The 12,313-nt window shown below is 68.4% G+C and carries 10 protein-coding genes and 2 tRNA genes; 5 read left to right on the plus strand and 7 right to left on the minus strand.

Annotated elements, in window-relative coordinates; all coding sequences use genetic code 11:
- Positions 1 to 83 precede the first annotated feature (83 nt).
- Both prfB and CEP50_RS02870 read right to left on the minus strand, forming a co-directional pair.
- Positions 84 to 1,202 carry a peptide chain release factor 2 gene (gene prfB / locus CEP50_RS02865; RefSeq protein WP_106112355.1) on the minus strand — a complete coding sequence of 373 codons (1,119 nt, stop codon included), beginning with the start codon at positions 1,200 to 1,202 and terminating at the stop codon, positions 84 to 86.
- Between the two features lie 66 nt (positions 1,203 to 1,268).
- Positions 1,269 to 1,709, minus strand: coding sequence for a helix-turn-helix transcriptional regulator (locus tag CEP50_RS02870; protein ID WP_019853293.1), 441 nt, complete (start codon positions 1,707 to 1,709; stop codon positions 1,269 to 1,271).
- Between the two features lie 414 nt (positions 1,710 to 2,123).
- Here CEP50_RS02870 and CEP50_RS02875 point away from each other — a divergent pair, with 414 nt between their 5' ends.
- The gene (locus tag CEP50_RS02875; protein ID WP_106112356.1) at positions 2,124 to 2,336 is read left to right on the plus strand and encodes a hypothetical protein; all 213 of its coding nucleotides are present in this window, start codon (positions 2,124 to 2,126) and stop codon (positions 2,334 to 2,336) included.
- Positions 2,337 to 2,492: 156 nt separating this feature from the next.
- Here the strand turns inward: CEP50_RS02875 and CEP50_RS02880 are convergent.
- The 3 genes from CEP50_RS02880 to CEP50_RS02890 all read right to left on the minus strand — a co-directional run bounded on the left by CEP50_RS02880 (position 2,493) and on the right by CEP50_RS02890 (position 5,906).
- A tRNA-Met gene (locus CEP50_RS02880) sits at positions 2,493 to 2,569 on the minus strand.
- 198 nt (positions 2,570 to 2,767) lie between these two features.
- Positions 2,768 to 2,844 (minus strand) — tRNA-Met (locus CEP50_RS02885).
- A 110-nt stretch (positions 2,845 to 2,954) separates the two neighbouring features.
- Positions 2,955 to 5,906 carry a UPF0182 family protein gene (locus CEP50_RS02890; protein ID WP_106112357.1) on the minus strand — a complete coding sequence of 984 codons (2,952 nt, stop codon included), beginning with the start codon at positions 5,904 to 5,906 and terminating at the stop codon, positions 2,955 to 2,957.
- Between the two features lie 220 nt (positions 5,907 to 6,126).
- Here CEP50_RS02890 and CEP50_RS02895 point away from each other — a divergent pair, with 220 nt between their 5' ends.
- Positions 6,127 to 6,696, plus strand: a complete 570-nt coding sequence (locus CEP50_RS02895; protein WP_106112358.1) for a PPA1309 family protein — start codon at positions 6,127 to 6,129, stop codon at positions 6,694 to 6,696.
- Positions 6,697 to 6,779: 83 nt separating this feature from the next.
- Here CEP50_RS02895 and CEP50_RS02900 read toward each other — a convergent pair whose 3' ends face one another.
- Positions 6,780 to 7,805, minus strand: a complete 1,026-nt coding sequence (locus CEP50_RS02900; RefSeq protein WP_106112359.1) for a YlbL family protein — start codon at positions 7,803 to 7,805, stop codon at positions 6,780 to 6,782.
- Between the two features lie 317 nt (positions 7,806 to 8,122).
- On the opposite strand from CEP50_RS02900, the gene CEP50_RS02905 reads away from it, so the two are divergent.
- On the plus strand, positions 8,123 to 9,595 hold the full coding sequence (locus CEP50_RS02905; RefSeq protein ID WP_106112510.1) for a zinc-dependent metalloprotease: 1,473 nt from the start codon (positions 8,123 to 8,125) through the stop codon (positions 9,593 to 9,595).
- Between the two features lie 176 nt (positions 9,596 to 9,771).
- Here CEP50_RS02905 and CEP50_RS02910 read toward each other — a convergent pair whose 3' ends face one another.
- Complete coding sequence (locus CEP50_RS02910) at positions 9,772 to 10,308, minus strand: M48 family metallopeptidase (RefSeq protein ID WP_181188180.1); 537 nt, start codon at positions 10,306 to 10,308, stop codon at positions 9,772 to 9,774.
- A 272-nt stretch (positions 10,309 to 10,580) separates the two neighbouring features.
- Here CEP50_RS02910 and CEP50_RS20015 point away from each other — a divergent pair, with 272 nt between their 5' ends.
- Positions 10,581 to 10,745 carry a DUF5679 domain-containing protein gene (locus CEP50_RS20015; protein WP_169509039.1) on the plus strand — a complete coding sequence of 55 codons (165 nt, stop codon included), beginning with the start codon at positions 10,581 to 10,583 and terminating at the stop codon, positions 10,743 to 10,745.
- A gap of 253 nt (positions 10,746 to 10,998) precedes the next feature.
- Entirely contained in the window at positions 10,999 to 12,309 is a 1,311-nt protein-coding gene (locus CEP50_RS02920; protein ID WP_106112362.1) for an ABC1 kinase family protein, read from the plus strand.
- Positions 12,310 to 12,313 lie beyond the last annotated feature (4 nt).

Below are 12,313 nucleotides of genomic sequence, written 5' to 3' on the forward strand. Positions count from 1 at the left end.
AAGTGTCACTCACCCGTACCAGCAGTCGGAGCCGCCGCGGTGCTGCACCGTGACCGGGTGACACCGGCACGAGTGAGCAGACGTCAGCTCTGCTGTTGCTGGTCCTGCTGCTGCCTGCGCCAGCGGATCCCGGACTCCAGCAGACCGTCGATCTGCCCCTCCAGCACGCTCTCGGGATTGCCCATCTCGTAGCCGCTGCGCAGGTCCTTGACCATCTGGTAGGGGTGCAGCACGTAGGAGCGGATCTGGTTGCCCCAGCCCGAGCCGCTGCTGTCCCGGAGCGCGTCCAGCTCGGCACGTTCCTCCTCACGCTTGCGTGCCAGCAGCTTGGCCTGCAGCACGCGCATGGCGGCGGCCTTGTTCTGCAGCTGGGACTTCTCGTTCTGGCAGGAGACCACGATGCCGGTCGGCTGGTGGGTGATCCGTACCGCCGAGTCGGTGGTGTTCACGCTCTGGCCGCCCGGGCCGGAGGAGCGGAACACGTCCACCCGGATGTCCTTCTCCGGGACCTCCACGTGGTCGGTCTCCTCGACCACCGGCAGCACCTCGACACCGGCGAACGAGGTCTGCCTGCGCCCCTGGTTGTCGAAGGGGGAGATGCGCACCAAGCGGTGCGTGCCCTGCTCCACGGACAACGTCCCGTACGCGAAGGGGGTGTCCACCCGGAAGGTGGCCGACTTGATCCCGGCCTCCTCCGCGTAGGAGATGTCGTAGACCTCCACGGGGTACTCGTGCCGCTCCGCCCACCGCAGGTACATCCGCATGAGCATCTCGGCGAAGTCCGCCGCGTCGACCCCGCCGGCCTCGGCGCGGATCGTCACCATGGCGGAACGCTCGTCGTACTCACCGGAGAGCAGGGTGCGGATCTCCAGGTCGGCGAGGTCCCGCTTGAGCTGGGTGCGTTCCTGCTCGGCCTCGGCGACGCTGGCCTTGTCGTCCTCGTCCTCCCCGAGCTGGTACAACACCTCCAGGTCCTCGAGGCGCTGCCGCAGTCCGGTGATCTTGCGCAGGTCGCTCTGTTTGTGGACGAGCTGGCTGTTGATCCGCTGGGCGTACTCGACGTCGTCCCACAGGTCGGGCCGGGCCGCTTCCTCTTCCAGCTCGGCGATCCTGGCCCGCAACGCATCGAGGTCCATCACACGCTCGATGCCCTCCAGGGTCTCGGACAGGTCCTTGAGTTCGGCGGCGACGTCGGGGTTCACGGTTACCCAGCCTACTTCACACGCTCACGGCCGCCGACGTGGACCGGTCCCGCCCCAACCCGCGGGTCACTCGGGAATGGCGTCCAGCATCTTGATGACCGCGCGGTTGTGCGCGACCGAGAAATCGGCGGCGGCCTTCTCGTACGGGTCCTCGGCCACCTTGGCCGCGCTCTTGGCCTCGTTGAGCTTCTCAACGTACTGCTCGCGAGCCGAGGCTACCAGATGGGCACGCTGCTTGGAGGTGAGCATGCCCGCGTAGCGCAGCCGCAGCAGCAGTGGACTCCGCACGTTGTCGGGGCCGGGTTCGGTGTTCAGCCACGACTTGAAGGCCCGTTTGCCGGCCGCCGTGATGATGTACTGCTGACTGGAGCGCGGGCCCTGTTTCCCGAGACGCAGCATTCCCGCCTCGGCCAAGGCGGGCAGTTCCCGGTACACCTGGCTCCTGGTGACACTGAAGAAACCGCTGAACCGTTCGGTGGCTGCGGCCACCAGTTGTCCACCGGTCATCGGCCCTTCGTGAAGGAGCCCCAACAAGGCCGCGGAAGTTGCATTCAGGTCGGTCACGGCCCCTACGGTGCCACGATGCGCATATGGTGTCCACATTGGCCGTATGGCGTGTCCGTGAACGGCGGGGTCGGAAGGGGTCGTTTCGACCACACAGCGCATCCACGAGGTCGCATCGGACAGACAAGTCGAACAGGATTCGTCTCCACCGCGAGGTCACCTCCGGAAAAGAGTCGGTTCGTACACTCACCGTCCGCCGAACAGGGATGATTTCTCCCCCAAAAGAGGGAATTCTTGGCAGAACACTGTGGAGATCCTTGTATTAAGGGCACCCTTCACAGTGGCCGCCCGCCAGGCGCGGCCGGACACCAGGACGGGTTCGTGCCCACCAACCCGCCGGGAAAGGGAGGTAGCACCGTGCATCGCAGTCTGTTGCGGACCAAACTCGCCGAGAGCCGGAGCAAGGTGACCAACCGCGTCACCCAGCGGGCGAAATCGCTGATGCCGATCCAGGTGGACTCCCCGCACAACTGCATCGTGTGTGGCCGCAAGATGCGGTCATGGCGTGGCGGAGGCAGTGACGGACGGGTCTGCTCTCCGAACTGCGCACGCAAGTGGGCCGACAGCTGAGTTCCGCTTTCGTCCGAACGTTCCGGAAAAGGATTTCCCGGCCCGGTCCCTCCCCGCTGTCGGGCCGGGTAGGACCTGGACGCGGTACGGCCAGGACACCACGGACTCGGTCGAACGAAAACCGGGCCCCGGGAGCAGTGCTCCCGGGGCCCGTCCTGGTAGCGGGGACAGGATTCGAACCTGTGACCTCTGGGTTATGAGCCCAGCGAGCTACCGAACTGCTCCACCCCGCGTCGTTTTTCGTTGTGGTTATAGCGTAGCACCGCCCCGAACCCCCACCCACAGGGGGGTGGGCACCCGACCGAGGCGCCCCTCGACCGGAGCGACCCAGCCGGGACCGAACGCCCCGGTCCGACGGACACCCCGGAGAGCCTTCCGGCGGCGGGGTCCGGTAACGAAGATCCCCTCCAGGGCTCCTGGAGGGGACAGCGTGGTAGCGGGGACAGGATTCGAACCTGTGACCTCTGGGTTATGAGCCCAGCGAGCTACCGAACTGCTCCACCCCGCGTCGTTTTTCGTTGTGGTTATACCGTAGCACCGCCCCGAACCCCCACCCACAGGGGGGGTGGGCACCCGCCGACCGTGGGCGCGGGGCGAGCCCGCGCCCACGGTGGCGGATCAGTTTCCGCCGGTCACCCGCTCGTAGCGGTTCATGGCCTCCTCCAGGCGTTGGAAGGCCGAACCGAGCTCACCCAGGTTCCCCGACTGCTGGGCGGAACGGACCTGTTCGAGAGCGGCCTGCAGTTCCTGCACGGCCTGATCGACCTCGGGGCTCCGGCCACCCTGCTGGTCGCCGCCCTGCTGGCCCTCGTCCTGTTGTCCGTCGCCCTGCTGCTGGTCCTGACCGTCCTGGTCACCGCCCTGCTGCTGACCGTCGCCCTGCTGGTCGCCCTCGTCCTCGGCGGTCTGGGCATTCCTGCCCGCTCCCTCACCGAAGATCTGCTCCAGCGACTCCTGCAGCGTGTCGGCGTAGCCGACCCTGTCGCCGTAGGAGGTCAGCACCCGGGCGAGCTGCGGGTAGGAGTCCTCGCTGTTCGGCCGGATGTAGATCGGCTCCACGTAGAGCATCCCGCCCTTGACCGGCAGGGTCAGCAGGTTGCCGAACATCGCCCGCACACCGGGGTTGTCGAACAACGTGCGGTCCTCGGTGACCTTCGGAGTGGACTCCATCTTCCGCTGTACCTGGCCCGGACCCAGCGTCTGGTTGTCCGTGGGCAGCTCCAGCACCGTCAGCTCACCGTAGTTCTCCGGGTCGGAGGAGGCCGAGATCCACGCGGAGAGGTTCTGCCGTTCCAGCGGAGTCATCGCGCTGGTCAGCTGGAAGGTCGGCTTGTCCTGCGTGGGGGCCTGCGCGATCACGTAGAACGGGGGCTGCTTCTCACCCGGACCGCTGCGTTGGCTCTCGTTCGGGTCGTTGGGAACCTCCCAGAAACCACGGGTGGCGTAGAAGTCACCCGGGTTGTCCACGTGGTACCGCGCCAGCAGCTGGCGTTGGACCTTGAACAGGTCGGCCGGGTAACGGAAGTGCTGGCGCAGTTCGTCGCTGATCTCGCTCTTCGGCTTGACCACGCCGGGGAAGACACCCTTCCACGCCTCCAGCACCGGGTCCTTCTCCCCGAACTCGTACAGCGTCACCTCGCCGGTGTAGGCGTCCACGGTGGCCTTGACCGAGTTGCGGATGTAGTTGATCTGCTGGTTCGGCTGGGCGGGATCACTGGTGGAGTCGCTGGTGGCTCCGCCGAAGGAGGTCAACGTGGAGTACGGGTAGTTGTCCAGCGTGGTGTAACCGTCCACGATCCAGGTGATCCGCCCGTCGACCACGGCCGGGTAGGGATCGCCGTCCAGTTTCAGCCACGGGGCGACCTTCTGCACCCGCTCGCGCGGGTTGCGGTCGAACATGATCTTCGAGTTGGATCCGATGTTCTGGTTGAACAGGATGTTGCGCTCGCCGTAGTGCGCCGCGAACACGGCCCTGTTGAACCAGTTTCCGATGGCGACCCCGCCGTCACCCTGGTAGGTGTAGCGGGAGTTCTGCGTGTCGTACTCCTTCGGCTGCTCACCCGGCTCGGCACCGACGATGGCGTAGTCGCGGTTGAGCTCGCCGTAGTAGACGCGGGGCTGCTCGACCGGGATCTCGCCCTGGCCGTCGTTGGCCACGTCGCTCATGGAGAAGACCGGGTAGGCGCCGGTTTCGTCTCCCTCCCCCGGAACGGTGTTCACCCGGTCGGCCGGGGCGGTGACGAAACCGTTGCCGTGGGTGTAGACCATGTGCCGGTTGATCCAGGACCGCTGGTTGTCCGCGAGCCCGTCGGTGTTGATGCCGCGCACGGCCACCAGGTAGTCCTGCAGTTCCCCGTTCTCGTCGCGGTAGCGGTCGATGTCCAACTCCTTCGGGAACCCGTAGAAGTTGAACTGCTGTTCCAGCTGGGTGAAGGTCTCGGACAACAGGCTCGGGTCGAGCAACCGCACGTTGGAGATCGTTCCGGTGTCCTGGGCGACCTCCTCGGGGGTGACCTCCTCGCCGCTGCCGAAGTTCTCCTGGACGTTGACCTTGTCGTCGGTGATGCCGAAGGCCTGCTTGGTGGCGGCCATGTTCCGCTCGATCGAGGTGGACTCGCGCTCGTTGGCGTTCGGCTCCACCGAGAACTGCTGCAGCAGAGCCGGCCACAGGGCCCCGATGACGAGACTGGACAGCACCAACAGCACCGTGGCCAGCGCGGGAATCTGCAGGTTGCGCAGGAAGATCACCGCGAAGAAGGCCAGGGCGCAGATCACCGAGATGCACAGCAGGATGACCTTGGCCGGCATCACGGCGTTGAGGTCGGTGTAACTGGCACCGGTGAACAGGTCACTGCGCTGGGACAACAGCAGGTCCCAGCGGTCGAAGAAGAAGTCGACCGCCTTGAGCAGCACGAAGATCCCGGCCAGCACGGCCAGCTGGATCCGGGCCGCCTGCGAGATCTGCCCCGAACGCCCCGCGAGCTTGATGCCGCCGAAGACGTAGTGCGTGGCCAGGGCCGCGAAGAAGGACAGCGTGACCGCGATGAACGCCCAGGCCAACAGCCACCGGAAGAACGGCAGCTGGAAGACGTAGAGACCGATGTCGTGGCCGAACACCGGGTCCTCGGTGCCGAAGGACTGCCTGTTCAGGAACAGCTGCACCATCCGCCAGTCTCCGGTGGCGGCCAGTCCTCCGATCGCGCCCACCGCGACCGGGATCCCGATGCCGAACCACTTGGAGCGCTGGGTGATCACGGTCCGGTAGCGGGCCAGTGGGTCGTCCTGGCCACTGAGCGGCACGAACACCGGACGCGTTCTGTAGGCGAGCCAGAGGTTCAGCGCCAGAACGCCTCCGAGGAAAACCCCCGCGCAGACGAACAGCGTGATCCGGGTCAGCACGATCGTGGTGAAGATCCCCCGGTAGTCCACACCGCCGAACCACAGCCAATTGACATAGGTCCCGATCAGCCGTGATCCGACGATCAGCGCTACCAGCACCACCGCGCCCAGGATCAGAAGGATCCGGCTGCGCCGGGACAGTTTGGGTACTCCTACCGGCCTTGTGGCCACAGCGCACTCTCCTGGTGACGATCCGCGGTCAACGGGAACGGGCCACGGGACGTGTCCCGGACTCCCGTGCGGTCAACTCTACGACCTTGTTCACCGTGTGGGGACGGTACCCATCAATTCGCCCGAAACGGACATCGCCCTCGCCCCTCGGCGGCCCGCCCGACGGGAGGGCGCTCCCCTGCCGTACGGGGGATCCCGGAAACGGTGCGAGGATGGGCCAATGGCCTCCGCTATCACCGACGAAATGATCACGGCGCTGCCCGCGGTCACGCGGGAGATCGAACAGTTCGCCGCCTCGGAGGGCTGGGACCGGCCCGCCCGCATGTTCGCGCTGGTCGACACGGCGGAACTGCTCGAAGCCGAACCGAACCTGGCCGACCGGCTCAACCAGAGCTCCCCGCTCACCCCCGTGGCCCAGGACGAACTGCCCGGCCAGGACCTGAGCGAGGCACTCGCCGGGATCAGCTGGCCGGAACGGGTGCTCGGCTGTGCCCTGGTGCAGGAGATCCTGGTGCTGCCGCCCCAGGCGGAGCAGGAACTGCCCGCCGAGGACTCGGCGGCACGGGCCACGGCCGCCGAACATCCCGAGCGTCGCGAGGCACGGCTGGTGGCCGCCGTGCTGCGCAGCGGCACCCAGACCTGTGTGCTGCGACTACGGCAGAACTCGCCGACCGATCCCACCGCGGAGGGTTTCGACGGCGACCCGGACGCCGAGGAGGGCGAGCTGGTGGAGGACAGCGCGCTGGCTCCGAACCTGCTCAACGCCCTGCACGCCACCTTCGAGGACTGAGGGCGTCGCTCCCCGGGCCCCGTGCCGGAGGTCCGGGCGAGCCCCGCCCGTCCTCGGTGGCTGCGGGGCCCGGTTGGGAGTGGTCAGCAGCCCGGTGGGGTCTCGCCCGCCGCGATGTCCTCCAGCGCCTCGACCGCGTCCCCCAGGGTGCTCACCTTCACGAGCCGCAGCCCCTCGGGGGCCTGGGACTCGGCCGCGGCGCAGTTGCCCGCGGGAGTGAGGAAGTACCGGGCGCCCGCCTGGTGGGCGCGGATCATCTTGAACCCGATGCCGCCGATGCGTCCCACCTGTCCGGTGGGGGAGATCTCACCGGTGCCGGCCACGAACTTCCCCCCGTTCAGCTCGCCGGGGGTGAGTTTGTCGACCACGGCGAGGGAGAACATCAGTCCCGCCGACGGGCCTCCCACGTCGGGCAGGCGGATGTCGATGTCGAAGTCCACGTCCGGGCGCAGGGTCGGCTGGATCCCGAGGAAACCCCGCTCGGGCTTGTCGGGGTGGTCGGCGAGTTCGAACTCGGTCCGCTGCGGCGGCTCGTCCTCGTGGCGGAACTCCACGCTCACCGTCTGTCCCGGCTCGGTGTCGGAGAGCGCCTGCACCAGCGAGTCGGGGTCGCTGAGCGACTCGCCCCGCGCGGAGAGGAGTTCGTCGCCCGGAGCGATGACCCCGTCGGCCGGGGATCCGGACAACACCTGTCCGGCCACGAGTTTCGTGGGGTAGTCGAGCTGCCTCAGCGCCGCGGTCTCCGCCGCGGTCTGGGAGCTGCGGAAGGCACGGGTGTTGGTCCGTTCCACCTGCTCCTCGGTCTTGTCCGGGGGGAAGTACAACTCGCGGGGGGCCAGCGCGTGGTTGCCGCTCATCCAGAACCCCAGGGCGTTGAACACGGACAGCCGGTCGGTGACCGAGACGGTGGTCATGTTCAGGTGCCCTCCGGTGGGGAAGGTCTCGGTGCCCTCGATGCGCACCACTTCCCTGCCCTCGTAGCTTCCGAGGGTGTCGTGGGTCGGACCGGGGCCCAGTGCCACGTAGGGCACGGGAACGAAAGCTCCGACCAGCCCGAAGACCATGACCAGGAAGGCACTCGTCAGCAGGGTCCAGCTTCGGCGACTCACAACCGGACACCCTACGGGGTGGCACGCCCCGCTCCGGAGGGCGACCTGCCGCCCCGCCCGGGATGTCGGTTCCGTACGTTCCACCCCGTCCTTCCCCGAAAGGGGGATCCGAGGTACCGCTGTTCGAGCAGAGCGAACAGCTTTCCGTTCCACCGGATGACGGAACGGGGAGCACCAGGGCACAGCGGCGCCGCGGCGTCCGCCCCGCTGCCGGCCACTCCGCGCGGATCCGGTGGGGCTCCGGTGGGCCCACCTCGGAGCGCGGGGACGCCCCGGCGCTCCTACAGTCCACCGCCGGTTCCGCGTACGCTGGAACCATGAGTGATGTGCCCTTCGGGTTCGGCCCCCAGGATCCCAACAACGAGGAGCCCGACGACCGCGACAAGGGCGGGTCGTCGGACGAGAACTCCGGGGGCGGCACCGGATTCTCCGGAGGAGCGGGTTTCTTCCCCGGCTTCGGCGGGATGCCCGGTCCCGGGGGCATTCCGGGCTCGGGTGGTACGCCGAACTTCGACATCGGCGCGCTCGGCCAGATGCTGACCCAGCTCGGGCAGGCTCTCAGCCAGTCCTCGAGCGGCACCACGGGACCGGTCAACTACGACCTGGCCAAGCAACTGGCGCACCAGCAGCTGCGCAGCGACGAACGACCGACACAGCAGCAGACCACCGCCGTCGAGGACGGAGTCCGGCTGGCCGAGCTCTGGCTGGACCCGAACACCTCCTTCCCGACCGGCACGCACACCGTGCAGGTCTGGTCCCCGGGGGACTGGGTGAACAAGACCCTGCCCGTCTGGCAGCGCCTGTGCGACCCGGTCGCCCAGCGGGTCTCCGAGGCGTGGTTGGAGGCGCTGCCGCAGGAGGCCAAGCAGGCCGCGGGCCCCCTCGTGTCCATGCTCGGCCAGATGGGCGGGCTGACCTTCGGTTCCCAGCTGGGGAACGGACTGGGGCAACTGGCCGGTGAGGTGCTCACCTCGACCGACGTCGGACTGCCCCTCGGTCCGGACGGAACGGCCGCGCTGCTGCCCGCCAACGTCGAGAGCTTCGGCTCCGGACTGGACCGTCCCGCCAGCGAGATCACCGTCTTCCTCGCGGCGCGGGAAGCCGCCCACCACCGTCTGTTCAGCCACGTCCCCTGGCTCCGTCAGCAGCTGCTGGCCGCGGTGGAGGAGTACGCCCGGGGTATCCAGATCGACACCTCCTCGCTGGAGGACCTGGCGAGCAAGGTCGACCCGAGCGACCCGAGTTCGATGCAGGAACTGATGAACTCCGGGATGCTCGAACCCCGCACGACCGAGAGCCAGCAGGCCGCGCTCGGACGACTGGAGAACCTGCTCGCGCTCGTGGAGGGCTGGGTGGACGTGGTCGTGGCCGATGCCGTGGGGGACCGGCTTCCCGGTGCCGAGGCGCTGGGGGAGACCATCCGGCGCAGGCGGGCCAGCGGCGGTCCGGCGGAGCAGACCTTCGCGACGCTGGTGGGGTTGCAGCTACGTCCGCGCAGGCTGCGCGCGGCGGCCTCGTTGTGGCGGATCCTGACCGAGCGGCACGGGGTCACCAGCCGCGACCGGGTGTGGGACCACCCCGACCTGTTGCCCGACGCCTCCGATCTCGACGAGCCGCTGGACTTCGCCGAACGCTGGGGCGGCGGCAACGAGGACCTCGACGACCCCATCGCGGCCATCCGGCGTGCCGAGGCCGAGGAGAGCGGCCAGGGTGACGGCTCCGCTTCCGGTGAGCAGGACTCGGGCCGTGGTGACGAGGAGGACTCCGGTTCCTCCGGCAACGACCGCTGAGCGCGCCAGCGGCCCGGTTCCTCCGAGTCCGGGCCGCGGTCCCGACGGGCCCGTCCGTGTTCCACCCGACAGCTCCCGTGGAGTCCGACCACCGGCCCCGCCCGGGGCCGGTGTGGGCCCCGATCGACCGGTGACGCGGGGTCCTCGGGACGGGCTCGGGTCCGTCCCGCCCCCTGTCACGACTCGACGTCGTCGAGTTCGAGCTGTCCGGCGGCGACCAGCCCCTCCAGGTAGCCGATGGCCCGCTCCGTGCGCGGATAGCGGTTCACCCAGGCCCAGAAGTCCGGCCCGTGCCCGGGTACCAGCAGGTGGGTCAGTTCGTGCACCAGCACGTAGTCGAGCACCCAGCCCGGAACCTGCCGGAGCCTGCGGCTGACGCGGATGGTGCCCTCACCGGGGGTGCAGGAGGCCCATCTGGTGCGCATGGGCGCCACCCACCGGATTCCCCGGGGAACGGCCCGTCCGTCCAGGTACTGTTCCGAGAGTTCGCCGCAGCGCTTCAGCAGGGCGGCGTCCGACTTCCGGGCGGGGGACTTCTTCCTGGTCTCGTTGCGTCGGAGCCTGCTGAGCATCTCCTCGACCCAGCTTCGCTCCTCGCTGCGGCTCATCCGTGCGGGGAGCAGCACGACCACCCGGTCCCCGTCGCGATAGGCACTGACCGTTCGGTGCCTGCGCTTGCTGCGGCGCACCTCCACCCGCGGTTCCTCGGACACGCCCCGGGAGCTTAGCGAGTCTTTCGCGTTCACGGAGCGGGGCTGTGATCCCGGCCGCAGATCGATTTCCCGAGGGTTTCGTTCCGGGACGGGGGTCCACCACCTCGCACCAACACCGGCAGTGACCGAGACGGCCCCGCAGTTTCACACGAACTCGCGATACGGCACGCCCATGCACGCCGTCCCGCCCACGGGTACCTTTTGCCCAGCGTAGTCCGGATCGACACCGACCGGTGGCCCGGGATCCGGAGTCCGGTTCGAAGGAGGCGACCGTGGCCGAGACCTACAACGGATACTGCGTGAAATGCCGTGCCAAACGGGACTTCACCGGTGAGATCTCCGAAACCAACGGCAGGAGAATGGCCAAGGGAACCTGCCCGGTGTGCGGAACGAAAATGACACGCATTCTCGGAAAGGCCCAGGACGGCCAACGCTGACCCTTTCGGCCGGCCCCTCGTCCTCAAAACCGGAAAAATCGGGCACGGCTGCCGGCGAAGACCCGTGAGGTCGGCACTGCCGGCCGAGACCTCCGTACGACGCGGCGGACTCCCCTCGCACCGACAGAAGAGAATTCGCCCGTGGCGATCTTGTACACGGTTGTGCGAATACCTCTAACATGGCGGTGAACCCGTAGGCGTGTGTCCGAGGGTGCTTGCCACTCTCGTCACCTGCCGACCGAAGGGAGTTCCCGTGACCGACGTTCCCCGCCGAGCGGCGCAGCGTACCGCCAAACTGGCCAGCCTGCCGCTGGACGCCGCGGGAAGGATGGCCGCAGGGTGGGGAAGGCGGCTCACCGGTCAGGACGCGGCGACGGTCCAGGCGGACTTCTCCGCCCGCACCGCCGAGCAGTTGTTCGAGGTGCTCGGACAGCTCAAGGGCGGGGCGATGAAGTTCGGCCAGGCTTTGAGCGTGTTCGAGGCGGCGGTTCCCGACGAACTGGCCGAACCGTATCGCCAGGCACTGTCCAAACTGCAGGCCACGGCCCCGCCGATGTCGGAGACGAGTGTGCGGCGCACACTGGACGAACAGCTCGGCAGTGACTGGCGGCGGCGCTTCGCCGAGTTCGAGGAGACCCCGGCCGCGGCGGCGAGCATCGGCCAGGTGCACCGGGCGCGCTGGCACGACGGCCGTCCGGTCGCGGTCAAGATCCAGTACCCGGGAGCCGACGAGGCGCTGCGGGCCGACCTGCGTCAGCTGATGCGTTTCTCCCGGCTGTTCCAGTCCCTGCTGCCCGGGGCGGAAGTCAAACCGCTGCTCAACGAGCTTCAGGACCGCATGGTCGAGGAACTCGACTACCGGCTGGAGGCCGACCACCAGCGGGCCTTCGCCGCGGCCTTCGCCGACGACGGGTCGGTGCACGTGCCCAGGGTGGTGGCGAGTTCCCCCAAGGTCATGGTCAGCGAGTGGGTCACGGGCGAGCCCTTCGCGGACATCATCGACCACGGCAGCAGGGAACAGCGCGACCGCGCGGGCAGGCTGCTCAGCGAGTTCCACTTCTCGTCCCCGGCCCGGGTGGGACTGCTGCACGCCGATCCGCACCCGGGCAACTTCCGGCTGCTGCCGGACGGAAGGCTGACCGTGATCGACTTCGGTGCCGTGGCCCGCCTGCCGGAGGGGCTGCCCCGCACACTGGGGAGGATGGTGCGGCTGGCCCTGGAGGACCGGGCCGAGGAGCTCATGGAGCTGCTGCGGGCCGATCGGTTCGTGCACACCGATTCCACCCTGCGGGCCGAGGACGTGCAGGCCTATCTCGGCCCGTTCGTCGACCCGGTCCGCACCGAGACCTTCCACTTCACCCGTTCGTGGTTACAGCACCAGGCCGATCGCGTGGGTGACCTGCGCAGTCCCGACTTCCGAACCGGACGGTCGCTGAATCTTCCCCCGGACTACCTGCTGATCCACCGGGTGACCCTGGGGGCCACCGGAATCCTCTGCCAACTCGACGCCGAGGTCGCCGCCAGGGAGATCGTCGCCACCTGGCAGCCGGGCTTCCTGGAGTGATCCC

It is taken from the genome of Actinopolyspora mortivallis (genome assembly GCF_003001495.1).
In the GTDB taxonomy this organism is placed as follows: Bacteria; Actinomycetota; Actinomycetes; order Mycobacteriales; family Pseudonocardiaceae; genus Actinopolyspora; species Actinopolyspora mortivallis_A.